We start from the raw sequence: 23,871 nt of genomic DNA, 5'->3' as shown, positions 1-23,871 counted from the left end.
CCTTTACTGATATTGGGTCAAAGCCTGTTTCACGGCTTCCACCGTCTCCGCCAGGCTCTGGTTATGCACGGGGACGGTGAGATGGGCGCACGTCTCGTAGAGAGGGGTACGGTAGGCGTAGACGTCGGCCAGGGTCTGGCCGGGTTGGAGGGCAATGCCGCGGGTGGCCATGTTGTGGATGCGCCCTTCCACTTCCTCCAAAGTCAGCTGCAAATACACCACCGTGCCTAAATTGCGCATATGTTCGATGGCCCGCCGGCGGCAGATACAGCTGCCGCCGGGGGCAATGACGGTGTGGCGGCACTGCACCGAGGCGATGGCATCCGCCTCCGCGTCCAAAAACCAGTCCACACCATGGGTGTCCAACAGTTCTTGCAGCAGCGCCCCCTGCTGCTGCTGAAGGAGCAGATCCACATCCAAAAAGTCGTAGCCCAGGGCCTTGGCCAGCACCACGCCCACGCTGCTCTTGCCCGAACCGGGCATACCAATTAAGATGATGTTGTCCATCCTCGTCACATCCCATACGCACCCCGGTTCTCTCCTGGAAAACCGGGAAAATTTGCCCATGATAAGACAGATTATTATATCAGATTTCCAGGTCAAAAGGCAAGGGGAAAGCCCCACGGGCTTTCCCCTTGTTTCGTTCCTCTTTTTCGTCACTGTGTTGGCGCATGATAAAAATGAACCGTTTTTTGGTGGCCAAATTGAATTTCGCCAGGGTCTTAACCTGAACCACCGCAGAAAATGATAGGTCCGATTGGTTTACTCCTTCAGTTCAATGAGAACATATGCCTCGTCTGCCCGAATGGTGTGATAGAGGTTATCCACCACCACAGGCAAATCCTTCTCCGTCAGGTCCAGCTCCGTGTCCCATCCGGCCCAGGTCATGTGCTCCTCCAACCCATAAAAATAGGCAAACAGGTAGCTGTTCCACCCCACACCCCCGCCAAAGGGCACGGGCACCAGTCGCTTGAGCATCTGATAGTCTTGGGGCATGTGGTCAAAGACGGGGGCATACCCGATGGTACCGGACACCTGCACCGTTTTCCGAGTGTCTCCCTCCAGCACATGGGCCTCCGTCAGGTCGTCAATGGCCTGCTCAATGCGAAACTCGGTATAGTTCTTTTGCAGAGTCAGGGTATTGCCGTAGGTGAAGGCAAAGACAAAGAAAATCCAGGCCAATCCCACACTCACCAGCTTACACCAGTAGGCCCGCGGAGTGGTAACGGTAAACACAGCCACCAAAGCCAGCCAGACCCCGAATCCATACATGGCCCGGGGCGCATACAACGCCTCTTCCAGCACCGGGTACAGGCCAAAGCTGCACAGCAGGCCCAACCCCAGCGCCACCACGGACACCGCCGCTGCTCCCACCTTGTTGCGAGAGGAGTCCCGCACCTGCACATAGAGGAAGGCCACGCACAGCGCCAGGATCACCAGCAGCCATTCCCGACGAAAATCTGTGAAAATGAGGTGGAAATACGTACAAAAACTCTCCACAGTGTGGGGGATGAGCTGGGGCAGGGCGGGGATGCCGCCGGAGACGTACTCCTCCGTCACTCGCATGAGAAACACCCGGAACACCACCAGGCCCACACCGTACCCGGCCACAGAAAAGCCTACAAATCGGAATATATCGCCCAACTTCTCCCCATGGTGCCACCGCCGCATGGCCAGGAAGATGACAAACATGGGAAAAATCCCGGTGGCGGGCTGGTAGGTGGTACACACCACCAAAATACCTGCCACGCTCCCCAGTAGGTAGAGCCTCCAATCTTTCCGGCACAGCAGCAGCGGACACACACCCGCCAGCACGGACAGGGCCATATAGGGGGCGTCGTACTTATAGGAAAAGCACTCCAGAAAGTAGGGGGACAGGCCCATGGGCAGAACCGCCGCATACTCCCACACCGTAAGCGTCTCTCGGCCCGTCACCACCCGCACCGCCGCTACCCCTGCCACGGCCAGAATCAGGGCCGCCAGCAGCTGGGGCAGAGGGGAGATGTCGTTGAGATACCGCCCCGTGTGGAGAAAGGTGGAGAGCAAATTGGAGATGTAGCGACTGAAATTGTCCCACCCCTGATAGCCAAAGGTGATGCGCCCCATGTCGTCAATGTAGTTGAAATCCGCGCGCAGAATGGCGCTGATTCCCAAGATGTACACCAGGGCCAGCAGCCCCACCGGAAGCAGCCACATCCGCCCCTCTTGTTTCCCCCGTTGTATCATCTTTCGGCTCAGCTCCGCAAGGCTCCACTGTTTCACACAATTTCCTCCCTAACAACAAACCTTCCCTTTTGGGATGTTTTTTCATTATACCCAATTCACAGCTGTGCATCAACCTGGAATTCCCTCAACCATGAGGGGGCTTTTGCCACCATTTGCCTGGGGGCTATGGTTGAACCCGACCCTCTTTTCTGGTATAATAGCCGCAAAACGGCTATTATACCAGAATTTTAATTGCCGTTTTTCTCGCCCCTTGCGGGGCAACCGAAAAAACATGGCATAATACCATTCCGGCGTTGCCGTCATGGTATCATAAAGCTGTAACATCGTTTCCACAGGAGGACCACACACATGGCAGACAAGAAGGTGGTATTGGGGCTTTCCGGCGGGGTGGATTCCGCCGTGGCGGCCCAGCGGCTCATGGATCAGGGATATGAGGTCCACGGGCTGTATCTGGACATCGGCTTGGGCGGAGAACAGTCCGCCCGGGACAATGCCGCCAAATTGGGTATTCCCCTCACCGTGCGCTCCATCCAGCAGGAGCTGGAGGAGCATGTGTGCACCCCCTTTGCCCAGGACTACCTCTCCGGCCGCACCCCCATTCCCTGCGCGCGGTGCAACCGGGCGGTGAAGTTCCCCGCGCTCCTGGCCTTTGCCGACGAAATCGGCGCCCGGTATGTGGCCACCGGCCACTACGCCCGCATCGGCGTGGGTACCGACGGCGGCCCCATTTTGCTGCGGGGGACCTCTTCCAATGACCAGTCCTATATGCTCTCCCGGCTCACCCGGGACACCCTGGAGCGCATTGTCTTCCCCCTGGGGGACGCCCCCAAGGAGCAGACCCGGCAGGAGGCCCAGGCCTCCCAGCTGCCGGCGGCCTCCCGCCCCGACTCCATGGAGATCTGCTTCATCCCCGACGACGACTACGCCGCCTGGCTGGACGCCCGGGGCGGCACCCCCCCGCCGGGCAACTTCGTGGATGCGCAGGGCAATGTGCTGGGCACCCACAAGGGGTTTCACCACTACACCATTGGACAGCGCCGTGGGCTGGGGGTCTCCTCCTCCGGGCGGCTGTTTGTCACCGAAATCCGCCCCCACACCAATGAGGTGGTGCTCTCCCACGGGGAAGGCCTTCACGCTTCCCTGGTGCACACCGAAGATTTGAACTGGCTGGCGGAAGAGCCTCTCACCCAGCCCTTGCAGGTGGAGGTGCGGCTGCGCCACTCCCGCCACCAGGACCCCGCCACCCTCATTCCCCTGGGGGATGGCCGGGTGGACATCCACATGGAACGGCCCGCCCGAGCCCCCACCCCGGGCCAGCTGGCGGTGTTTTACCGCGGTGACCAGGTGCTGGGAAGCGGGTGGATTGTATGAAGATTTCCCCCATTTGCGGCAACACCTATGTCCTGGAGGGTCACAGCTTTACGGGGCTGTACCAGCTGGATGACCGCCGGTGCATTCTCATCGACGCCGGGGACATCACCGAGCGGCAGGACCTGATGGACACCCTGGATGGGGCGGGTCTCACCCCGGTGGGGGTGATGAGTACCCACGTGCATTTGGACCACTCCATCAACAACGCCGCCCTGCGTGCCCGGTACGGCTGCCAAGTGGCAGTGCCCGCCGGAGAGGTGGACACCTGCCGTACGATTCTGGGGCTGAAAGCCTATTTCTACACCTACTCCCCCCACATGATCCGGGACTACCAGGGGGACATGCTGTGTGACGTGGACGTCCCCATCCCCTATGAGGATGGAACCTTCCACGTTTGCGGCGTCCCCTTCCACATCCTCCACACCCCCGGTCACTCCCTGGACCATGTATGTATCACCACCCCCGATGGGGTGTGTTTTGTGGGAGATGCGGTGTTCTCCGACGAAGGGTTGGATTTAAAACTGCCCTACAGCCTGGATTGCGCCCAGATGATGGCCAGCGCCCAGCGCCTGCGGGGCACCGGTCACACCGCCTATGTCATGGCTCACCGGGGGGTACATGCCCAGGTAGAGCCCCTCATTGATGCCACCTGTGCCCTCATCCAGAGTCGGGCCGACGAGGTGGCTGCCCTGGTGGACGCCCCCATGACCCTGACCCAGCTGTGGCAAAAGGTCAACGCCCACCACACCCTGCTCTCCAGCCGGGTGGAGCGGGTGCCCCTCATGGAGCGCAACCTGCGGGGGCTGGTGGAGCTGCTCATTGACCAGGGAAAGCTGGCCTATGAAGCCCGGGATGGAATGCTGTATATCACACCCAAGGAGGAGCTATGAAACCGGATTGTCTGGTGATCTGCGGCCCCACCGCCTCAGGGAAAACCGCCCTGGCGGTGGCTCTGGCCCAGCGTTTGAACGGAGAAGTGGTGTCGGCAGACTCCATGCAGGTCTACCGGAGCATGGACATCGGCACCGCCAAACCCACCAAAGAAGAGATGCAGGGGGTGCCCCACCACATGCTGGATGTGGCAGACCCCTGGGAAAACTACTCGGTGAGCCGGTATGTCACCGACGCCATTCCCGTCATGGACGATATTCTCGCTCGGGGCAAGCTGCCCATTGTGGCGGGAGGCACAGGTCTGTACATCGACCACCTCATGGCAGGGCGGCAGTTTGCCCCCTTTGACCCCCACGCCGCCCAGGTGCGAGAGCAGCTGCAGCAGCAGGCCCGGGAAGAAGGGCTGGAGCCACTGCGGGAAAAACTGGCCCAGGTGGATCCCCAAGCCGCCCAGCGGCTGCACCCCAACGACGAAAAGCGCATCATCCGGGCCTTGGAGGTGTACCTCACCACGGGAAAGACCATCACCCAGCACAACCTGGAGTCCCAGGCCATTCCCCCCCGGTACCATCCCCTCACCATTGGGCTGGACTTTGAAGCGCGGCCCAACTTGTGGAAGCGCATCGACCAGCGGGTGGATGTGATGATGGAGCAGGGGCTGGAGGAGGAGGTGCGGCGGCTGCTGGAGAGGGGCATTCCCCCCACCTGCACCGCCATGCAGGCCATTGGCTACAAGGAAATTGCGGCCGCTTTGCAGCAGGGCCGCCCCGCATGGGAGGGAGCGGAAGAAGTGAAGCTGCGCTCCCGGCAGTACGCCAAGCGGCAGCTGACCTGGTTCCGCCGCAACCCCAACACCCACTGGATTCGCTGGGGAGAAACCCCAGATTTTTCCCACGCTGTCGACCGTTCGACAGAACTCGCCCACACCCATGGCTTACAATAACTCCACTCAGGGTCAGGCTCAGCCCGACCCCGAAAAAGAAAAGGAGTGCATAGCCATGAGTTTTACCGCAGTCGCCGTGGGCAAGCAGCCCAATGTCCAGGACAGTGTTCTGTCCACCCTTCGCCGTACCGCCGCTCGAGTCACCGTGTTTTTGGTCAACGGGTTCCAGCTGCGGGGTGTCATCACCGCCTATGACCCCTATGTGGTGGTGTTGGTCACCGACGGCAAACAGCAAGTCATTTATAAACACGCCATTTCCACCATCACACCGGAAAAAGCGGTAAATATGGAAGAATGACCCCAAGACGGGGGCGTGTTCCAACCCCATGGGAACATACCATTCCATCGGCGAGAGTAGATTGTGAGAAATTTTGTGTCAGAAACAGGCGCAGCTTTGCAGAAATACTTTGTGTATCTCGGGAAGATGCAACGCATTTCTGGCGCAAAAGAGCCATAACATGCCGCGGCCGAGGGAAAGGGCAGGTTCCCCACACAAAAGAGGAATGATTCTATGAAAGAGAGTACATTGGTCAACAAAGTCATCATCGGCGCCATGTTTGTGGCCATCATCGCCTATTTCGCCGTTTATCTGGTGCGGGGCTTTCAGGACGATCTGGTCACCACCACCGCCTACACCTATTCGGTGGACGTGGGCACCGAGGCCACCGCTTTGCTGGTGCGCAATGAACAGGTCATCTCCGCCACGGGAGAATATGTGGATATTCTCCTGGAAGAGGGGGAAAAGGTGGCCAAAGGCGGGGAAATCGCCCTGATTCACGCCAGCAAAGACTCCCTGGAGACCCGACAGACCATCCAGTCCCTGGAGGCGGAAATCCAGCAGCTGGAGTACTCTCTGTCCACGGGCACCCAGTCCACCAACTCCTCCAAGCTGGACGAGGCGGTGATCAACTCCATGGTGTCCATCCGTTCTCTGGCCGCCTCCGGCGACTTGTCCACCCTGGAGGATTCCGCGCTGCATCTGCGCACCATGGTGTTCCAGCGGGACTACAGCTACGGCAACACCGAAGCGGCCACCCAGATTCGCCAGCTCATTCAGGACAAGCAAAACCAGCTCAACACCCTCACCGCCTCTCTCAGCCAGGTCTCCCAGACCATTACCGCCCCCGTCTCCGGCTCGTTCTCCGGAGAAGTGGACGGGTATGAGAGCCTCATCACCCCCAACATGCTCTCCTCCCTCACCATCGCCCAGCTCACTGACCTGTTGGAGCAGGATGTGCCCGACCCTCAGCCCGCCTTGGGCAAGGTCATCACCGGTTCCACCTGGTATCTGGCCACTGTGGTGGATCAGCCCTCGGTGTCCGGTCTGCTGGAGGGAAAAACCTACAAAATTTCCTTCTCCAATGATTACTATGGCACCATTTCCATGAAATTGGAGCGTCTGGTGTCTGATGAGGAGCAGACCATGGCCATTTTCTCCACCAAAGAGCACTTGGCCGACACCACCCTGCTGCGGGAGCAGACGGTGGACATCATTGCCCAGCAGATTGAAGGCATCCGCATCCCTCGTCAGGCCCTGCGAGTGGTCACCGAGACGGTCACCGACGACAACGGCAACGAAAGCCAGGTCAATACATACGGGGTGTACACCGTGGTGGGCACCCAGGCCGAGTGGCAGGAGGTGCGTGTGCTCCACAGCGACGACTCCTTCTATCTGGTGGAGCCGGTGGATGACACCGCTTCCGCCCGTCTGCGTGCCGGGGACGAGATCATCCTCAACACCACCCACATTACCGACGGGATGGTGGTGCGCTCATGAGTATTTCCACAAATTTAGCCCACGTTGTGGAAAACATCCGCCGAGCTGCCTGGGAAGCCGGACGGACCCCGGAGGAGATCACCCTGGTGGCCGCCACCAAGACCCAGAGTGACGACGTGATTCGACAGGCCATCGCCGCAGGGGTGACGGTGTGCGGGGAAAACCGGGTGCAGGAGCTGCTCTCCCACTGGGAGACAGGAGCCTATGAAGGGGCTCAGGTCCACTTCATTGGCCACTTGCAGACCAACAAGGTGAAATACCTCATGGGCAAAGTGGATCTCATCCACTCCGTGTCCTCCCAAAAGCTGCTGTTGGAGATCGACAAGCAGGCGGGAAAGGCGGGACTGGTGCAGGACATTTTGCTGGAGGTAAACCTGGCCCAGGAGCCCTCCAAATCCGGCTTTTTCCTCCCCGAAGTGCTGCCCGCCGCCCAGCTGTGTACCCAGCTTTCCCATGTGCGGTTGCGGGGTCTGATGTGCATTCCCCCGGCGGTGCAGGAGCCTTCTGAAAATTTACCGTTTTTTCATAAGTTGAAGGCTCTTGCTGTTGACATAAAGGGGAAAATGGGAGATAATAAGACAGATATGACGATACTGTCCATGGGGATGAGCAACGATTACCCCGCTGCCATAGCCGCTGGCGCCACCCACGTCCGGGTTGGCACCGCCATCTTTGGCCCTCGTGCGCCCATTTCCAACTCATTTTGATACATACATATAGAAGGGAGTTCTCACCCATGAGTTTTCTGGATGAACTGAAGCGTTTGGCCCGTCCCTACGAGGACGAAGAGGATGATGAGTACGAGGAGGATTTCGCCCCCGTCAACAACACTACCACCGCCGCCCCCAGCGAGCCCACCACCCGGGTCAGCGAAGCTGAGCGCCGCAATAAAGTGGTGAACATTCATACCACCACCCAGTTGCAGGTGGTGCTGGTCAAGCCCGAGCGGTTTGAAAATGCCTCTGAAATTGCCGACCACCTGCGGGAGAAGCGCACCGTTGTGCTCAACCTGGAGCAGACCGACAAGACCGTCGCCCGCCGTCTGATTGACTTCCTCTCCGGCGTGACCTACGCCAACGAGGGCACCATCAAGAAGGTGTCCATGGCCACCTACATCATGACTCCCTACAACGTAGAGATTCTGGGTGACCTCATCGACGAGCTGGAAAACAACGGGCTGTACTTCTAAGAAATAGACAACAAAGGGGACTTGCACAATGATGACTCCGCAGGAAGTAGCCAGCCATGTCTTTGCCAAAGCAACCTTCGGCGGCTACAATATGACCATGGTGGATGAGTTTCTCGATCAGCTCACCGAGGACTATACCGCCCTTTACAACGACAACACCATCTTGAAGAATAAACTCAAGGTGCTTTCCGACTCCATCGAGGAGTACCGGGCCACCGACGTGGCCATGCGTAAGACCCTGCTGGCCGCCCAGCAGATGGCCGAGTCCATGGTCAGCGACGCGGAGAAGAAAAAGACTCAGATGGAGAAGGACGCCACCGAGTCTGCCCAGGCCCGGAAGTCTCAGCTCCAGTCTGAGATCGCCGCCGAGGAGTTCCGCCTCAAGCAGGCCCAGGAGGCCACCGCCGCCTACGTCAAGAAGCTCTACACCCTCCACCAGGAGGAGATGGAGTGTCTGGCCCGCCTGGGTCAGATGGTGCCTCCCGAGGTGCTAGAGACCGCTGCAGCGGAGGAGCCCGCAGAGGAGCCGGTGGTGGACGAGCCCACCCAGGCGGTGGACACCCAGGCCGTGGCCGCTGCCGCCGCTCAGGCGCCCGCCTATGACCCCGTGGACGATCTGGATTTGGATGCCACCCGCCGCTTTGAAGATCTTCAGTTCGGCAAGGACTACCAGATCCGCTAAATCAGGTATAAAAACCCGTGAACCGAAGGCTTAATAGTGACAAGTAACTATTTTGTCGCAGAGAACGGTGTGACCCGAAGGTCACGCCGTTTTTCTGCGTTCATAGGTTGTTTGTGTGATGATAGGCTCGGAAATAACGGGAATATCCACATCGTCCACGAAATTGAAGTAAATCTTCACTTTCTGCGTCCGCTTGCCGCCAGACTTATCCGGAGCATAAACGACGATCTTTTTGATGTACTCGTTCACGATGGTCTGTGTCAGTTCCTCCACATCCACATATTTCTGTGTCAGGGCGATAAAGGCATCCAGACCGTCATTCATTTCTTCCCGCTGTTCCACCCATTCTTCCGTTACTTCAATTTCGAGCTTTAACCGTTCCTGTTCGGCTTCATAGTCCGCAGACATCTTTCTGTATCTGTCCTGATTGAGATTTCCAAGAACATAGTCCTCGTACAGCCGGGAGATGATGACATCCAGATCGGCAAGGCGTTTCTTTGCCTGTTCCAGCTTCTTTTTGTCATCCCGGATGCTGCGCTCCTGGTCAGTCCTGCGGCATTGCAGCCATTCCTCCTGAAAACCGTCCACATCGCTTCGGATATACACATTGACTGCCCGGATGCGTTCCAGAACGATTTCACGGAGCACATCTTCCCGGATATAGTGGGCAGTACAAGTACCACGGTTGCTCTTGTAGTTGTTGCAGACGTAGTGATCCTGCTTGCCCTCAAAGCTTTTGCTTGTGGCAAAGTGGAGCTTGCCGCCGCAATCGGCACAAAACAGAAGCCCGGAGAACAATCCCTGCCGTTCCGCTTTTGCGGGGCGGCGTTTGTTTTTCCTCAGTTCCTGCACCCTGTCAAACTGTGCCTGAGATACAATCGCTTCCTGTGTGTCCGGCAGATAAAACATATTCTCCGGCTCATTAGGAATCCGCTTTTTCAGCTTGTAGGACTTGGAATAAGTCTTGAAGTTGCAGGTACAGCCTGTGTACTCCTGCCGTTCCAAAATCCCTACAATGGACTGGTTGCCCCAGTGGTACGGTCTTTCCGGCATCGGCTTTTTCTTTCGCTTGGCATACAGAGCTTTTGCGGTCAGAATCTGCTTTTCTTCCAGAATCCTTGCAATCTGCTCCGGGCCTTTGCCGTCAATGCAAAGGTCGAAGATGAGCTTGACTACCGGAGCCGCTTCTTCATCCAGAATCCAGTGATCCTTGTCCTCCGGGTCACAGCGGTATCCGTAGGGCGGTTTGCCCATGTGCTTCCCACTGGTTCCTCTCTGCCGCAAACTGACACGGACTTTCTTGCTGGTATCACGGGGATACCACTCGTTGAACAGATTACGGATTGCGGCGAAGCCCTCGCTGTCTCCCCGGTTACTGTCCACACCGTCATTTACGGCGATAAAGCGGACATCGTAGCTCGGAAAGATAATATCCGTATATTGTCCAACAGTCAGATAGTCACGACCAAATCGGCTGAGGTCTTTGACCAGCCAGCAGCCCACAAGCCCCTGCTTGACAAGTTCAAAACCTTCCTGCACACCGGGACGATTGAAGTTCGTCCCGGTATAACCGTCATCCACCAGAATTTTCAGGTTTGTATACCCGTGGTCACGGGCATATCGGGTTAAATACTCTCGCTGATTTGCGATACTGTTACTCTCTCCATCTTGGGCATCCTCATTGCTCAAACGACAGTAGAGAATGGTAATTTTCTGCTGATCCAACATAATATCCTCCTTCGGTTGTTGGTCAGCCGACAGTACCGTTGTGCATACTGGAATTATATCATGCTTTTGTGTCGCCGTCATTAACAAATCACCCCCTTGTCAGAAAAAAAGAGCCGTTTTACCTTGTCGGCAAGCGGCTCATTCCCGGCACATTCTGTTTCAATCACATACCATGTGTTCCCGATCTTGCGCTCAATGGTCTCACGGAAAGAAGACTGTGCCGCTTCCCAATGTCTGCGGCATTCTTCCAGAAAATCAATGGGTGGCTCGAAAATCGGGTCGAAGCAGGAGTAAATATCAATATAGCCAATGGCATCATTGATTTCTTCCATCGGGGCATCTTCCATAATCATCTTGTTAATTTCCTCTACGGTTTTATTCATGGGCAAAAAGTTCCTTTCTTAAATTTCCATATCCCGTCCTCGCTTGCGGGCAGGCTGCTTGTGTTCCTGTGTTTCCTTTCCTCTACTGAGGACAACATCAAGAAACGCCCGAACCCTTTCGGATGCGATTTCCAATGCATCCAGATAGGGCTGAGCTTTCTTTTTGAGTTCCAAATATTTTTCGTTCAGGGCTTCAAAGCGGCGCTTCCAAACGGATGCACTCTTTTCTGCCTGTTCGTATTTTTGCTTGTATTTCAACTTTTCCGCTTTCTCTGCGAAGCTGCTGACTGCATAATCCTTTAGGATGCGGCACTCATCCGGTGTCAGCGTGATATTGTTGCCGAATGTGGCTTTCTTGCCCATCGCTTCAATATCTTGCACTGTCAGGGCAGTTGCCCTTGCTGCCTTTGTTTCCTTTTGCAGAGCTTCCAGTTTCTTTTTTTGTTTTTCAGCGGCAACCCTGGTATTCTCCAAGGATTGTTCCGCATCGGCAACCTGTGCGGTGACTGCTTCCAACCGCTGCTGTTCTGCCTGTACCTTGAACTGCGTCACCGTCAGATGTTCCTCGGTGCTGCCACGCTCTCCACGCTCCACATCGGTATAACCGGCGTTTCGCATGAAATTAAAAAAGTCATCCTGCAACACGCTGTAGGATGACCTTAAAATCTTTTTTCCTTTTTCATTGAGTTTGGGATTGCCGTCCTCGTCAAGCACCGGCTTGGAATCCCACTTCTTACTTCGGCTGACTTGTGTGATCGTTTCCTTTACTGTTCCCCGGAGGGATTCATCCTTACACCGCTTCGACCAAAGGATCTGCTTTTCCACCACCGGGATATAAACCACGTGGAGATGGTAATGGTACACATCCTCGCCCAGAGCTTCCGACATTGCCCGGTTACGCTCATCGGCGTGCATCACAGCAGAGAGGATATACTGCTCACCGCCTACGATCTCCACGGCGGCTTTATAGGCATCGGCATAAAACTGTTTTGCAAATTCATAGCCTCCGTGGTTGTAGAAGTAAGCAGAGTTTACATCAAAAACCAACTCGCCGTATTTGATGGCATCCGGTTTCAGGCCTCTGGTGGAGATCACGCCATCCTGTTCCATTTGCTCAAACATTTTCACATAATCATCGGTGGGAGTCTTGAAGTGAACATTCAGCGGAGTGCGTTCCGGCACAATGTCTTGATTGCTGTAACTGTCCTTTTCTCGCTCATTGTGTTCCTGTATTTTTGCCACATCGTCCGGTGTCGGTAAATCCTGATTCCGGGCTACGGTGCGGTCTATTCCATCATTTCTTGCCATAGATTTTTTGTCCTTTCCTTGAGATTTGCAGACAGCGGGGAGCTACGGAGAGGCACTTTTTCAAAGTGTAATAACCCACTATAACACTTTCATCCATACGGGCTGCAAAGTGCCGTGGGCTCTCCGAGGGCTCTCCCGAGGGGGAGTGCGGTTGCTGCGGCAACCTCTGCTGACCAAGGCGAAAATGTCTGTAACTTTTCCCATGGTCAGCCCGTCTGCATGAAGCTGTTCCGGCGAACTTCCTCTTGCAGACGGTGGTAGTGAAAACCGTATCTTTCACTGCCATCCATAGGCAGCACTGCGGTGCGCCTATGGGGACGGGAGATGCGAGGGGCTGTCGCCGGGGCATCACTTCTCCCGTCTTTGCTGCCATACGATGTCGTATCCCAGCACATCGGCAAGCTCCAATACTTCCTTGTATCGGATGCTTTCCCGCTGTAATTTTGCGGACAGGTTGGAAACGCTATCGCTCCAACCGTACTCGTCCGAGAGCAGGTCAACTACTTCCTGCATAGTCATTCCGGCACGGATGATCTGTGCCTTGATTTCGTTGCGTACATTCATATTGAAAATTCCTCCATAATTTTGCTTTGCAATTCGGTACAAAGGATACTCCCCAAAGCGGAGCAGATGCACCGAACAGTGAAAATTCCGCTTTCCCCAAAATCGCTTTATTTTTGTGAGTGCGATACTCTGTCCATATAGGCATATATCCCACTTTACTGTTCCGTAGGGTTTGGTCTGGAACAGTGAAAACACCTACTGTTCCGTGAACCGGGTGCATGGTTTGGAGAAGCACGGTTTGGTGAAATGGTTTCGTCCTATGGTCAAAAACTTTGCTGTTTCCACTGCCATTGATTTTCAATGCCCGAAAACAGGTCAGTTCTGAGCGCTGATTGTTCCCATAAATAGAGAACAATGGGTAAAATGCTGCGTACATACGTACCAAAAGGAACGGCGAGAATTAGTCCTGCCATTCCTCCGGTACGTACGTACATGGCGAAACGTCGTAAAACCCGTTTATATTAGGTCGTGCCACAGCTTCCACACCCATGAATCCCCATACCCGCCGTCCAGCAGAGTTGGTGATGTTGTTGCAATGCTCCAAATTAAATTTTAGTGGTAGTATAAAAATAGTACAAAGTAAAGATGCCATGCAGACCTAAATCATGTATGATAGGAAAGATGATGAGAAGGAGGAAGTATAGGCATGGCAAAGGGTAGCAGATACGATCAACAGTTTAAAGAGAATGCAGTGAGGTATCGGTTGGATCATCCAGAACTCTCACTTCAGAAAGCAGCTGAGAATCTGGGCGTCAGTGATTCCGCTCTCAAGACATGGCTCCGAGCCGCCAGAGAGCACGAAGGGAACGTACCAACACGGGGATCTGGAAATTATTCCAGCGATGAGGCGAAAGAGATCGCCCGTCTCCAGCGGGAACTAAGGGATACAAAGGATGCACTTGAAATTCTAAAAAAAGCCATCAGTATCCTGGGAAAATGACAGAGGCTGTTTATACTGCCACAGCGGAGTATATCATAGAAATGGAGCAGCGTCCGGTGAAGCACCGTGTCTCTGTCAGCGGGGTACTGAAACAGCTTGGTGTTTCACGATCCGGTTATAATGCATGGAAAAAAAGAGGCCCGTCTGTCACGGAAAAACACCGCGGGGAGATCAAACAGAAAATCCGAAAAATCTATGAGGATTCCCACCAGAACTATGGAGCCCCGAAGATCACAATGGAATTGTGGAAAAACGGCGAAAAGATCGCAGTGAAAACTGTTGCGAATTACATGCGTCAGATGGGAATCAAAGCCCAATGGGTAAAGCCATATATACAAACAACCATAGACTCTGATTTCAGCTCGAGGCTACATAACATTCTGAATGAGCAGTTCAATCCCGATCAGCCAGATGCAGTATGGGTGTCAGATATCACTTATATCTGGACGTTTGACGGCTTTGTATACTTAACCAGCATTATGGATCTGTATTCCCGGAAAATCATCGCATGGGTCTTGAGCGAAACACTGGAAGCATCCCATGTGGTGGAATGTATCGAGAAAGCGAAGAAAATCCGCAGAATAGCACATCCGCTTATCATACATACGGACAGGGGCTGCCAGTATGTATCGGATGCATTCCGTAAAGCAACAGAGGGGATGGTAAACAGCTATTCGAAAAAAGCATATCCATGGGATAATGCGTGTATAGAATCGTTCCATGCATTACTGAAAAGGGAATGGATCAACCGCTTTAAAATTTTTAATTACCGGCATGCATATAAGCTGGTATTCGAATATATAGAAACATTTTATAACACAGTGAGGATACACAGCCATTGTGGATATCTTTCGCCAGATCAGTATGAAGAAGAATACTATGCGGTGTTAGATAAAAGAGCTGAAGCTTTAGCAGGGTAACTTAACACTAAAAAGGGCATATTTAATTTGTACTTTTTCTTGACATAGGACCACATCTTCCGGTGTTTTGGGTGCATAGCGCACTTTCCAATCCTCCAACAGATGCAGATAATCCGTCAGCACCCGGAAGCACATCATTTCATCCTCCCGGAACTGACGGATATAGGGACGCTTCGGCTTGACCATAGCTGCGGTAGTGGGCGGTTTCGGGTCAAGCCCGAAGTCCGCAGCCAGCTTTTGTGCTGCTTCATAACTGCTCAGATCGAACAGACTTGCCACAAGGTCAATTACATCTCCCTTGGCTCCGCAGCCGAAGCAGAAGAAATAATCTTCATTCAGCTTCAAGCTCGGATGCTTGTCATTGTGGAATGGGCAGCAAGCCATACCGTTGCGGTTGACTTTCAGCCCGTAGTGTTCGGCGGCTTGCTTCACGCTGATCGCCGCCTTGATGTTTTCATAGATTGTCATAGAAAAACCTCCGTTCATAATAGTCTGGAAAGCACGAAGCACCCGCCGTGATTGGCAGGTGCTTCGCTCTTTCTACTATGGTTATGACGGATTTTGAAAAAAGCAGGCTAAAAGCAGGACAACCTCATTTCAAAAAACAGGACAACTTATCTGATGATGTAGATTTCTTCACATTTGCATGGTATAATTAGAAAAGTGAAAAAACAGGACAGGAGGGCAAGCATGAATCAAGAACTGATGACATTGGATTTTTGGCAGGATACGGTCATATATGAGGGCAAAATATTTCCTATCGGTACTCTTGCCTGTGATGCGCTGAATGTTCCTGAGGATACCCTCGCAAGAATGAACGAGCAATGCGTGAAAATCAATCTGCTGCTTGGAATGTTAAACGCCGGACAGGATGCTTCTGCACTCTTTCCTATGGCAAAGGAAGCTGCGTTGACAATGGTGGATATTCTCAGTAAAACTCCGCCGTTCTCCTACATGGACATAGTAAAGCACCGGGAACGGATAGAAAAAGTCTTTACTGCTGACAATGCGCTGAAATATGTGGAGTTTGCCATAAAAGCCGTAGCCAATTCCTTGCAGTTTGAAGAAGTCCCGAACTATGCCGATGCAATCATGCTCCAACGCTATACTGCTGTATTCGGGCATCTGGCGTATTCCCTTGAAGAATATCAAACGGCAATGCTTGATTTTGCGGAAAAATCAGATGCTAACGAAGCAGACCGCACCGCAGAGGGCTTTGCAAAGATGTTCGGCAGCTATTTCCCGCCAAAGTTCTCTATCACGGAGGGCAATGCCTGGATGTCTACCCTGAACAATTCCGTTCAGTATGTATCGGTCATCCGTCCCGGTGAAAAAGTCGCAAAACTGGTCAAGCGGATGCACTATGTTTCCTTTGTGGGGATGTTCCGGTCTGATCTCTTTGAGGGTTTGTGTGTCGGTCATGCACCCAAGAAATGCAAAATCTGTGGAAAGTGGTTTCTGACCACTAACGCAAGACACACCAAATACTGCGGCGGCTATGCACCGGGGGACAAGTTGCACCGCACCTGTCGGCAGATCGGCAATCTGAAAGGCAGAGAACAGCGGGAGCTTACAGACGATCATCCGGTTATCCAGATATACGAAAAGCGGCTGAATACCATAAACCGCTATATCAAGCGTGGCAAACTGGACGATGACGTAGCGGAGATTATGAAAAAACTGGCGAAAGATAAGATGCTCCGGGCAAAAAGCAATGTCGCTTATGCCAAGGGAACTTATGAAAAAGAGATGGAACAGGCTGCTTTGAAGAAAGAAGCCCTAAAGAGAATTTGAAGTTTATGTATAGAAAGGCTGATATAATTAGATGTGGATTTATATTGTTGGAGGTGCGGTATTCTTTTTTGTAGTGTACCTTATTGTGCAGAGAATACGCTGTAGTATTGCTGAGGAAAAAAGCAAAGAAAGACTTTCCGCTTACGGGGCAGAAACAGTTAATTTAGAGTACGGAAATATAAGCTTTGTTGATAGGGGTAAAGGGGAAAGCATATTGTCCATACACGGTATTTTTGGTGGATATGACCAAGCATATGATACCTGCAAAGATTTTTCCTCTGATTATAGAATTATTGCTCCATCGAGATTTGGTTATTTAGGTAGTGATATTTTAGGAAATGGAACACCTGCAGAACAAGCAACAGCATATGTAAGTCTGTTAGATAAATTGGGGATTGAAAAAGTGTATCTGTTGGCAACATCGGCAGGTGGAAGTGTGGCTATACGTTTTGCTTTGGATTATCCAGAAAGAACAAAAGGTCTGATTTTATATTGTTCTGCTATGCCGCTTACAGAAAAGCCTGACAAATATTTAAAATATGCAGGTCCACCTCCTTTCTTATGCAATAGCTTTACAATGTTTCTTCTTAGCCCGTTATTTAAGTTGATTATGGGCATGGAACCATCTACAATTTACGATATGCTTCCTGTTGGTGATAGAAAAGATGGTGTGGTATTGGATGCTTCTGTAACCAATATTGATATGGCGAAAAAATATGAAGATTATCACATCGAAGAGTTACAAGTGCCGACATTAGTTTTTCACGCAAAAGACGATAAATTGGCAAACTATGCTGATACAGAAAAGGCAGTTAAAAGGTTTGCAAATTGTACGTTTATTTCATTTGAAAACGGCGGACATTTAATGGAAGGACATGAGAAAGAAATTAAGAAAGCTGTTTCAAATTTTACAGGAATTCAATAAATTGTAGGAGCACGAAACTTTCAGTAAGCCGGTGTGTTTAACTGTGAGACGAATTTGAATTTATAAGGAGTAATACAATGAAGAAATTGGGGAAAATTTTATTTAAGATACTTAAATGGATATTTATCATACTTGTTTGCATCTTTGTACTTTTTCTGATTGTTCGATTTATAGGGCAGAGGATTTATAGCAGTACACCTGAAGGTGGCATAAATGAAGAAATGTATGTAGATATAAATGGCACAAAACAGTGGATAAGTATTTACGGACAGGATAAGGACAATCCCGTTTTATTATATCTGCATGGCGGGCCGGGTTCGTCTACAAGTCTTTATGACTATGCTTTCACAAGAAAGTGGTCTGATGTGTATACAGTTGTTACATGGGATCAGAGAAATTGCGGAAAAAGCTACTCTTCTGAGCAAAATGATACTACACTGACCTACGACCTGATGATGAGCGATGGCGTAGAAATGACAAAATACCTCTTAGACTATCTTGGTAAGGATAAGATAACCTTGCTTGGTCATTCTTGGGGAACATATTTCGGTAGTAACCTTGTCCTTGAATATCCCGAATATTATGAATGTTATATTGGAACGGGACAACTTGTGGACTTTTATCAGAATGAAATTGCCTTTAAGGAGGAAGTACTTAAATGGGTAGAGAACGATGAAGAGGACAAACAGCTTGCTGAAAAATTAATTGTCGGCGATTTTACAGTGGAATATTTTGCTGCAAGAAATACTCTGATGGAAAGATATGGGTATGATATGATGGTTGACGGAACGGATTATAACATAATTGCAGCAGTTATATTTAATCCATACTACTCGCTTGGAGATATTTACAATAACATCACTTCTGATTACAACGTGTATTCGGAATTTTTAGGCTCAAAGGAATTTGAAAAATTCTCATTACTTGGCAAAACGGACTATGAAGTGCCTTTTTATAATATAAACGGCGATAGGGATTATCAAACGAATTTTAGCCTTGCACAGAAGTATTTTGACGAAATAAATGCTCCATACAAGCAGATGTTTATTATGAAAGACACTACACATGGATTACTTGAATCAAAATCGGAAGAATTTTCGGATATATTGCACAAAATTGCACAAGCGGAATATTAAACCGAACACTTGATTTGTATTGTAAAATTCCAGTTTTCTAAATCTTTATACGCATTGTTAAATCGGAAGGAGGTGCGCTATGCTAAGTGATTTTACATGGAATATGACCGGATACATACCAAAACACCAAGTCAATCCGCACGGTGATGGCATCATTCCCTACGTAGCAGAGCGCATCTTCCAACTGGAACCGGAGCCGCCAGCGGTGGGCAGTCTGAATGAATATATCCTGTCTGCCTTGCAGGAAAAGAATTTGGTATATTTCTCGTTCTTCCTCCACCATTATGAGCCACAGCTCAACAAGCGCATCAAATCCTTTCTTGGTGTGGATGGCGGCGATCTGTATGACACAGACCGTTTTCTGGATATAAAGCTCTCCTGCCGGGAACAAATGCTCCAAAAGCTGATGGACTATGATCCTGCCAAGGGGGCGGAGTATGCCACCTACATTTTTCCTTTCATCCGGGATGCTATACTCCGTTTCCGCATGGGCGAAGAAAAATGGTCGGTATCTTCGCTGGCCAATTATAAAATGGTGCGGTCAATGGCTTGGCTCTACCATAACACCAAGGATGCAGTCAGCGAATTTGCCAAGAAATACAACTGTGATCTTGCCCTTGCAGAAAAATACCTGAAAGTAGTCCGTGGCATCCGCAATCAGCAGCCTTTCTATGTGACAGATGAGGACGGCGAGGAAACGGGCGAGGATGTTGCCCTTGATGATACTTGGAACTATACCGACATCCTCTGGAACGGCATACAGGCAGAAAAGGTGCAGCGGGCATTTGAGAAACTGAATTACCGGGAACAGACCTTGCTTGAAAAGCGACTGGCGATCTGTATGACCTGCGGGCGTGTCGGCTCATGGAAAGGCCGTCCCACCTTTGAGGAACTGGCAGTTATGTTCGAGGGCAGCACTGCCAGCGGTGCGGAGCGAGCTTACCGGAAAGCGGTGGACAAGCTGACAGAGCTTTTGATTGCTGAAGGTGCGCTCCATGCTGTTCGGCTGAAACAGAAATCCAAGACCAAGCACAAAAAGAAAATCGCCGCCGCAATCTACGAATACCAAGCAGACTGCGACGGCGAATGGGGCGAGATTTCATTTGATTTTGGGAATGGCACAGCGGAGATCCTCCGGCTTGCCGATTGGGACACGATGAAAACAAATCGCTTTGCGAACAAGGCAATAGCCTATCTTCTGAACTGTGAGAACGAGAAACTGCCAACGGAGACAATATTTGCCTTTGAATCTTAAACATATCAAACAGAAAAAACGCTGCAATTTCCATCACGTAAGGAGAAATTTGCAGCGTTTTTTCTATTTGCGGTTTTCTTCAATCCATCTTACAGCAAAATCTACCAGATCCCGCTGTTTCATCAGACGGATTGTGCCATTACCAAGCGATGCCTTGTGGATGGGACACGCATTTTCAAAAGCAGTTCCGATCTCATTAAAATCTTCACCATCTACAAAAAGTGTTTCGTACCGCTTCCAGACACGATGACCATTTTCCATGACCGCACTATGTTCGATACTGTTATGCTTACCGGGATAATCTGCCCGGACATCTGCCAGATGCAGCGATGTATTTTTGTCATATCCCACGCCAATCAATAAAACCAGGCCATCCAATTCATATAGTTTTCCAATAGGTGAGCCGTCTCCAAAAATATTGGAAAGGTCATGGGCAGCGGTCAAGTATTCAGCATACTTTCCCCATGCAGCCACAGAGCGGGCCGGATGATCGCTCCTTAGTGCGCCTGGCCATTTTCGGAACATTTCAGCAACGGCACCCATCGTGTTTGTAGGGGTAATCTCTTTGTTATATGCTGGCCAATTATCCCGTATCAATTGCCACCAATCTTCCGGTTCCTCCCAATGAACGCCTGTAGTGGGATCAAGGTTTTTCCATGATTGCGTAGGCATCATAATCGTTCCTTCGTTACCGACTGCTTCTATAAGTGCTTCGATTACCATCTGCGCTCCGCCGCAGACAAATCCCAAACTACTCAGAGAGGTATGAACCATGATCGTTTGTCCTTTACTTACCCCAACGCTGAGCAGCGCATCTAAAATATCTTGTTTTAATACAATTTTTCTTTCCATATGATAATCCTCCATTACTTCATGACGCTTCCAACTGGTTCATCCATTTTCGTCTGCGAAATACGATCAACGAAATGCCAAAGCGAATACACTCCTCAAGTGACAGTAGAAAATATACATAAGGAATGGACAACTTCCAGACGAATGCACTTAAAAGCCCCAAAGGAACACCAAAACACCATGTACCGACCATATCAATGAACATGACATATTTTGTTCGTCCACCACTTCGGATAATTCCGCCGCCCAAAATCATATTGAGAACCTTAAACGGAACTACAATGGCATAGGCAAAGAGAATCTGCATTGTCATAGTCTTTACAGCATTATCTACCTGATAGATTCCCACATAAGCTTTGCTGGCAATCATTACAATGACAGATAGAAGTGCTGAGCCAATAGCACCGTAGAGCATCAGCTTTTTCGCTGACCAATAGGCCTCCTCGTTTTCACCACTGCCCAGGTGTTTTCCGATGATCACACTTGCCGCTTGAGACAATCCGCACAACGCACCGATCACCAATCCCTGGATGGGATTGGTCAAAGTCATAGCAGCACTGGCATCGGTACTCATGTGCCCGTAGATGGTGGCATAGACATTTTCCCCCAGACTCCACACCACCTCGCATACCAGCAAAGGCAGCAGCATAGACCAATACTGCCCCCAATTCATTCGGAGTGTTGCAGTGGGTTCTCCTTCGTTGGATTTCAAAAGGAAACCGTTTTTGGAAAGCATTAGGAGCATCAGCAGAAAATTGGCACATTGGGAAATTACTGTAGCAAATGCCGCACCACGCACACCCATGGGTGAGATCCCCAGCTTGCCGAAAATCATAATGTAATTCAAGCTGGTATTCAACAACGCTGACAGAATGCTGGCATATAGGGGAAGCCGGGGCTTTTCCAAACAACGGAACAATGTGGAAAGAAGGGTTGCTCCAGCCATAGGAACAAAAGTTCCGGAAATCAACATCAAATATTCTGCTGCCGCCTGACGGGTCTGCACATCCCTGGTATAAGCTCCCATGATCTGATTCGGAAACAGGGTGCATATTACCATAAACATTCCGGCAATGCCTGCTCCCAGCAGCAAGTTTGTAAAGAAACTCCGACGGACTTCGCTTCGGTTTTTCTGCCCCAGATACTGAGCAATCATAATTCCGGCAACAGCGCCAATGGCGGAAATCACCACAGAATAAATCGATGCAAATTTTCCTGCCAAGCCCACACCGGCCACATTGATTTCACCCAATTGTCCGATCATGATTTGATCTACCATGCTAAAAGAAGATTGCAGCATGGATTGCAATGCTACAGGAATTGCCAGGGTGCATACTGCTTTGAAAAAATGATCCTTTGTTTTCATAACACACCTCCCAATTGATTTGTTTCCATTGTAGCAACCGGGAAGTGGAATTACAAAGGTTAAGTATGTAACTATTTACAAAATACGCTTTGTAGATTTGTGCAATTTTACTTATGTTCCTTCGTGCTTCTGCGTACAACTAAAGACACTGGCAATTTCACTTCTGTGCAGATTTCTTTACCTTCTCTCAGCTCTTTCAGCTTTCTAATAGCAATTTTTGCACGCAAAGCACCATCCTGTTTTATTGTGGTCAAAGTTGGAGGGACCATTTCACACATAGGCGTATCATCAAATCCTGCCACAGAAATATCCTCTGGCACTGAAAAGCCTTGCTCAATCAGGAAATGCATCAAATCTATAGCATAGTAATCTGAAACTGCAAACACAGCGGTCACCTGTTGAAATTTCTCCAAATTTGACAGATAAAACGACCATCTCTGTTCCTTTTGCATTGGGATCAGCAAAAGATCTGCCTTACCGGGGGCAAATCCCTTGCAAAAACCGCAGAAGCGTTCCATGTCCACGCAAATGTTATTATCCGAAATGCACAGAGCTGTTTGATGCCCTAATTCACGGAAATGGCATCCCATCTGATAGCCACCTTCAAAATTATCAATCGTGATGTTGAGTATTCGCTCCGGTTTTTCGCAAAAGCCATCATAAACCGCAAAAGGGATTCGCATATGATTACGCAGGTACATATAATCCGGATCGCAAAATCCAATCACAACAATCCCATCCATATTCCACATGGAGGCAAATCGAATGATTTCCTCAGCGCATTTGGCTTTTTTTACCATCATAAACCGTCCGCTGGATTCAATTTCTGTGGAAAGGAAGTTTAAGGAGGACGCAATGAAAAAATCATCCAGCGTGTGTCCCTCATATTTTTCGTGGTCATTGACAAAGACACCGATGATTTTGGAACTATTCCGTGCAAGGAGAATCCCTGCCATACTGGGAATGTACTGACGCTCCTCCAGCAAGGCTGTTACACGCTGAACTGTCTCATCGGAAACTTTATTTGTTTTACCGTGGATCACATTCGATACCGTAGCGGTGCTTAGTCCTAATTCCTCCGCAATGTCACAAATCCGCACACGTTGTTCCATTTTTGCTTTCCCTCCCATTTAGGTGATAATCTTCTTTTATTCTATTCATTTTACGCAGATAAGTCAAAGGTTATCCGCATAACCTAAACATGAAATAAAAAAGAACCACCCATAGAAATTTTTCTTTCCATGGGTGGTGTGATTGTTAAGTATCCAAAGAATTACATTCAGTTACAGTTTTGAAATAGGTTTCGGAATCGCCATTCAAGATAAGGTCGGCATATCCAATCGGGTCATTGTAAATCAGATAGTCCAATTCTGACCGCTGATACATATTGTCGGCAATCTCATTTTCAACCGCAATCGTATCAATGGCAATCATGCTGCCATCGTTGAATTTCAATTCTACACAGCAGTTATCCATGTTGTAGGCACAAGATATTAAGGTTTTCATGGTATGTCCTCCATAATTCGTGATATAAAGAGAAAATCCCGTCTGACTTCCTGTTAGAAATCAGACGGGATTTGTCCGTATGCACCCCGGAAACCGTCAGCTAACAGTTGATAAG

25 protein-coding genes and 1 pseudogene are annotated in these 23,871 nt (G+C 50.5%); 14 read left to right on the top strand and 12 right to left on the bottom strand.

Annotated features, from left to right (window positions below):
* Positions 1-3 precede the first annotated feature (3 nt).
* The gene (locus B5G37_RS07490) at positions 4-507 is read right to left on the bottom strand and encodes a shikimate kinase (RefSeq protein WP_087256043.1); all 504 of its coding nucleotides are present in this window, start codon (positions 505-507) and stop codon (positions 4-6) included.
* Positions 508-762: 255 nt separating this feature from the next.
* The gene (locus B5G37_RS07485; RefSeq protein ID WP_087256041.1) at positions 763-2,262 is read right to left on the bottom strand and encodes a glucosyltransferase domain-containing protein; all 1,500 of its coding nucleotides are present in this window, start codon (positions 2,260-2,262) and stop codon (positions 763-765) included.
* Positions 2,263-2,574: 312 nt separating this feature from the next.
* Between B5G37_RS07485 and mnmA the strand changes: the two genes are divergently transcribed.
* From mnmA to B5G37_RS07445, 8 genes are all read left to right on the top strand, one after another.
* Positions 2,575-3,597 carry a tRNA 2-thiouridine(34) synthase MnmA gene (gene mnmA / locus B5G37_RS07480; protein ID WP_087256039.1) on the top strand — a complete coding sequence of 341 codons (1,023 nt, stop codon included), beginning with the start codon at positions 2,575-2,577 and terminating at the stop codon, positions 3,595-3,597.
* Positions 3,594-4,487, top strand: a complete 894-nt coding sequence (locus B5G37_RS07475; RefSeq protein ID WP_087256037.1) for an MBL fold metallo-hydrolase — start codon at positions 3,594-3,596, stop codon at positions 4,485-4,487. The genes mnmA and B5G37_RS07475 overlap by 4 nt, the downstream gene beginning before the upstream one ends.
* Positions 4,484-5,431: a tRNA (adenosine(37)-N6)-dimethylallyltransferase MiaA gene (miaA, locus tag B5G37_RS07470; RefSeq protein ID WP_087256035.1), complete on the top strand. Its 948-nt coding sequence runs from the start codon at positions 4,484-4,486 to the stop codon at positions 5,429-5,431. The genes B5G37_RS07475 and miaA overlap by 4 nt, the downstream gene beginning before the upstream one ends.
* A gap of 76 nt (positions 5,432-5,507) precedes the next feature.
* Positions 5,508-5,729 carry an RNA chaperone Hfq gene (hfq, locus tag B5G37_RS07465; protein ID WP_087256089.1) on the top strand — a complete coding sequence of 74 codons (222 nt, stop codon included), beginning with the start codon at positions 5,508-5,510 and terminating at the stop codon, positions 5,727-5,729.
* Positions 5,730-5,942: 213 nt separating this feature from the next.
* A complete protein-coding gene (locus tag B5G37_RS07460) occupies positions 5,943-7,208 on the top strand; it encodes an HlyD family efflux transporter periplasmic adaptor subunit (RefSeq protein ID WP_087256034.1) in 1,266 nt (421 codons plus the stop codon).
* Positions 7,205-7,915, top strand: coding sequence for a YggS family pyridoxal phosphate-dependent enzyme (locus B5G37_RS07455; RefSeq protein WP_087256032.1), 711 nt, complete (start codon positions 7,205-7,207; stop codon positions 7,913-7,915). Before B5G37_RS07460 ends, B5G37_RS07455 begins: the two co-directional genes overlap by 4 nt.
* A 29-nt stretch (positions 7,916-7,944) precedes the next feature.
* Positions 7,945-8,397, top strand: a complete 453-nt coding sequence (locus B5G37_RS07450; protein ID WP_087256030.1) for a cell division protein SepF — start codon at positions 7,945-7,947, stop codon at positions 8,395-8,397.
* A gap of 28 nt (positions 8,398-8,425) precedes the next feature.
* A complete protein-coding gene (locus B5G37_RS07445) occupies positions 8,426-9,079 on the top strand; it encodes a DivIVA domain-containing protein (protein ID WP_087256028.1) in 654 nt (217 codons plus the stop codon).
* An 81-nt stretch (positions 9,080-9,160) separates the two neighbouring features.
* Here the strand turns inward: B5G37_RS07445 and B5G37_RS07440 are convergent, their stop codons facing one another.
* From B5G37_RS07440 to B5G37_RS15190, 5 genes are all read right to left on the bottom strand, one after another.
* Positions 9,161-10,888 (bottom strand): recombinase family protein, encoded by a 1,728-nt coding sequence (locus B5G37_RS07440; protein WP_087256026.1) that lies wholly within the window; start codon positions 10,886-10,888, stop codon positions 9,161-9,163.
* A complete protein-coding gene (locus tag B5G37_RS07435) occupies positions 10,888-11,190 on the bottom strand; it encodes a hypothetical protein (protein ID WP_087256024.1) in 303 nt (100 codons plus the stop codon). Before B5G37_RS07435 ends, B5G37_RS07440 begins: the two co-directional genes overlap by 1 nt.
* 18 nt (positions 11,191-11,208) lie before the next feature.
* Complete coding sequence (locus B5G37_RS07430) at positions 11,209-12,498, bottom strand: plasmid recombination protein (protein ID WP_087256022.1); 1,290 nt, start codon at positions 12,496-12,498, stop codon at positions 11,209-11,211.
* Positions 12,499-12,846: 348 nt separating this feature from the next.
* The gene (locus B5G37_RS07425) at positions 12,847-13,062 is read right to left on the bottom strand and encodes a hypothetical protein (protein WP_031473406.1); all 216 of its coding nucleotides are present in this window, start codon (positions 13,060-13,062) and stop codon (positions 12,847-12,849) included.
* A gap of 263 nt (positions 13,063-13,325) precedes the next feature.
* Positions 13,326-13,496, bottom strand: coding sequence for a hypothetical protein (locus tag B5G37_RS15190; RefSeq protein WP_158099369.1), 171 nt, complete (start codon positions 13,494-13,496; stop codon positions 13,326-13,328).
* Positions 13,497-13,708: 212 nt separating this feature from the next.
* On the opposite strand from B5G37_RS15190, the gene B5G37_RS07415 reads away from it, so the two are divergent.
* Positions 13,709-14,002 carry a transposase gene (locus B5G37_RS07415; protein ID WP_087256018.1) on the top strand — a complete coding sequence of 98 codons (294 nt, stop codon included), beginning with the start codon at positions 13,709-13,711 and terminating at the stop codon, positions 14,000-14,002.
* Between the two features lie 41 nt (positions 14,003-14,043).
* A complete protein-coding gene (locus B5G37_RS07410; protein ID WP_087256086.1) occupies positions 14,044-14,922 on the top strand; it encodes an IS3 family transposase in 879 nt (292 codons plus the stop codon).
* A gap of 54 nt (positions 14,923-14,976) precedes the next feature.
* Here B5G37_RS07410 and B5G37_RS07405 read toward each other — a convergent pair.
* Positions 14,977-15,390 (bottom strand): annotated as a pseudogene (locus B5G37_RS07405) (CHC2 zinc finger domain-containing protein); the annotation flags it as partial.
* Between the two features lie 222 nt (positions 15,391-15,612).
* Here B5G37_RS07405 and B5G37_RS07400 point away from each other — a divergent pair.
* The 4 genes from B5G37_RS07400 to B5G37_RS07385 all read left to right on the top strand — a co-directional run bounded on the left by B5G37_RS07400 (position 15,613) and on the right by B5G37_RS07385 (position 20,032).
* Positions 15,613-16,716: a DUF6076 domain-containing protein gene (locus B5G37_RS07400; RefSeq protein WP_087256016.1), complete on the top strand. Its 1,104-nt coding sequence runs from the start codon at positions 15,613-15,615 to the stop codon at positions 16,714-16,716.
* A gap of 31 nt (positions 16,717-16,747) precedes the next feature.
* Complete coding sequence (locus B5G37_RS07395; protein WP_087256014.1) at positions 16,748-17,641, top strand: alpha/beta hydrolase; 894 nt, start codon at positions 16,748-16,750, stop codon at positions 17,639-17,641.
* Positions 17,642-17,718: 77 nt separating this feature from the next.
* Entirely contained in the window at positions 17,719-18,777 is a 1,059-nt protein-coding gene (locus B5G37_RS07390; protein ID WP_087256012.1) for an alpha/beta hydrolase, read from the top strand.
* 79 nt (positions 18,778-18,856) lie between these two features.
* Positions 18,857-20,032: a hypothetical protein gene (locus B5G37_RS07385; RefSeq protein ID WP_087256010.1), complete on the top strand. Its 1,176-nt coding sequence runs from the start codon at positions 18,857-18,859 to the stop codon at positions 20,030-20,032.
* A 63-nt stretch (positions 20,033-20,095) separates the two neighbouring features.
* On the opposite strand, the gene B5G37_RS07380 is transcribed toward B5G37_RS07385, so the two are convergent.
* The 4 genes from B5G37_RS07380 to B5G37_RS07365 all read right to left on the bottom strand — a co-directional run bounded on the left by B5G37_RS07380 (position 20,096) and on the right by B5G37_RS07365 (position 23,756).
* Entirely contained in the window at positions 20,096-20,884 is a 789-nt protein-coding gene (locus tag B5G37_RS07380; protein WP_242962811.1) for an AAC(3) family N-acetyltransferase, read from the bottom strand.
* Between the two features lie 19 nt (positions 20,885-20,903).
* Positions 20,904-22,250: an MATE family efflux transporter gene (locus B5G37_RS07375; protein ID WP_087256006.1), complete on the bottom strand. Its 1,347-nt coding sequence runs from the start codon at positions 22,248-22,250 to the stop codon at positions 20,904-20,906.
* Positions 22,251-22,357: 107 nt separating this feature from the next.
* The gene (locus tag B5G37_RS07370) at positions 22,358-23,362 is read right to left on the bottom strand and encodes a LacI family DNA-binding transcriptional regulator (protein ID WP_087256005.1); all 1,005 of its coding nucleotides are present in this window, start codon (positions 23,360-23,362) and stop codon (positions 22,358-22,360) included.
* Between the two features lie 145 nt (positions 23,363-23,507).
* A complete protein-coding gene (locus B5G37_RS07365) occupies positions 23,508-23,756 on the bottom strand; it encodes a DUF6061 family protein (RefSeq protein ID WP_087256003.1) in 249 nt (82 codons plus the stop codon).
* Between the last annotated feature and the right edge of the window lie 115 nt (positions 23,757-23,871).

Source organism: Pseudoflavonifractor sp. An85 (assembly GCF_002161235.1).
GTDB lineage: Bacteria > Bacillota > Clostridia > Oscillospirales > Oscillospiraceae > Enterenecus.
Note: the sequence above shows the minus strand (reverse complement) of the source record. Positions and strands in the feature narration are given on the sequence as shown.

Bases quoted from the DNA above. Each gene is read 5' to 3' on its own strand.
- B5G37_RS07490 (WP_087256043.1), bottom strand. From the start codon at position 507: ATGGACAACATCATCTTAATTGGTATGCCCGGTTCGGGCAAGAGCAGC.
- mnmA (WP_087256039.1), top strand. From the start codon at position 2,575: ATGGCAGACAAGAAGGTGGTATTGGGGCTTTCCGGCGGGGTGGATTCC.
- B5G37_RS07475 (WP_087256037.1), top strand. From the start codon at position 3,594: ATGAAGATTTCCCCCATTTGCGGCAACACCTATGTCCTGGAGGGTCAC.
- miaA (WP_087256035.1), top strand. From the start codon at position 4,484: ATGAAACCGGATTGTCTGGTGATCTGCGGCCCCACCGCCTCAGGGAAA.
- B5G37_RS07460 (WP_087256034.1), top strand. From the start codon at position 5,943: ATGAAAGAGAGTACATTGGTCAACAAAGTCATCATCGGCGCCATGTTT.
- B5G37_RS07455 (WP_087256032.1), top strand. From the start codon at position 7,205: ATGAGTATTTCCACAAATTTAGCCCACGTTGTGGAAAACATCCGCCGA.
- B5G37_RS07450 (WP_087256030.1), top strand. From the start codon at position 7,945: ATGAGTTTTCTGGATGAACTGAAGCGTTTGGCCCGTCCCTACGAGGAC.
- B5G37_RS07445 (WP_087256028.1), top strand. From the start codon at position 8,426: ATGATGACTCCGCAGGAAGTAGCCAGCCATGTCTTTGCCAAAGCAACC.
- B5G37_RS07440 (WP_087256026.1), bottom strand. From the start codon at position 10,888: ATGACGGCGACACAAAAGCATGATATAATTCCAGTATGCACAACGGTA.
- B5G37_RS07435 (WP_087256024.1), bottom strand. From the start codon at position 11,190: ATGAATAAAACCGTAGAGGAAATTAACAAGATGATTATGGAAGATGCC.
- B5G37_RS07430 (WP_087256022.1), bottom strand. From the start codon at position 12,498: ATGGCAAGAAATGATGGAATAGACCGCACCGTAGCCCGGAATCAGGAT.
- B5G37_RS07425 (WP_031473406.1), bottom strand. From the start codon at position 13,062: ATGAATGTACGCAACGAAATCAAGGCACAGATCATCCGTGCCGGAATG.
- B5G37_RS15190 (WP_158099369.1), bottom strand. From the start codon at position 13,496: ATGTACGTACGTACCGGAGGAATGGCAGGACTAATTCTCGCCGTTCCT.
- B5G37_RS07415 (WP_087256018.1), top strand. From the start codon at position 13,709: ATGGCAAAGGGTAGCAGATACGATCAACAGTTTAAAGAGAATGCAGTG.
- B5G37_RS07410 (WP_087256086.1), top strand. From the start codon at position 14,044: ATGGAGCAGCGTCCGGTGAAGCACCGTGTCTCTGTCAGCGGGGTACTG.
- B5G37_RS07400 (WP_087256016.1), top strand. From the start codon at position 15,613: ATGAATCAAGAACTGATGACATTGGATTTTTGGCAGGATACGGTCATA.
- B5G37_RS07395 (WP_087256014.1), top strand. From the start codon at position 16,748: ATGTGGATTTATATTGTTGGAGGTGCGGTATTCTTTTTTGTAGTGTAC.
- B5G37_RS07390 (WP_087256012.1), top strand. From the start codon at position 17,719: ATGAAGAAATTGGGGAAAATTTTATTTAAGATACTTAAATGGATATTT.
- B5G37_RS07385 (WP_087256010.1), top strand. From the start codon at position 18,857: ATGCTAAGTGATTTTACATGGAATATGACCGGATACATACCAAAACAC.
- B5G37_RS07380 (WP_242962811.1), bottom strand. From the start codon at position 20,884: ATGGAAAGAAAAATTGTATTAAAACAAGATATTTTAGATGCGCTGCTC.
- B5G37_RS07375 (WP_087256006.1), bottom strand. From the start codon at position 22,250: ATGAAAACAAAGGATCATTTTTTCAAAGCAGTATGCACCCTGGCAATT.
- B5G37_RS07370 (WP_087256005.1), bottom strand. From the start codon at position 23,362: ATGGAACAACGTGTGCGGATTTGTGACATTGCGGAGGAATTAGGACTA.
- B5G37_RS07365 (WP_087256003.1), bottom strand. From the start codon at position 23,756: ATGAAAACCTTAATATCTTGTGCCTACAACATGGATAACTGCTGTGTA.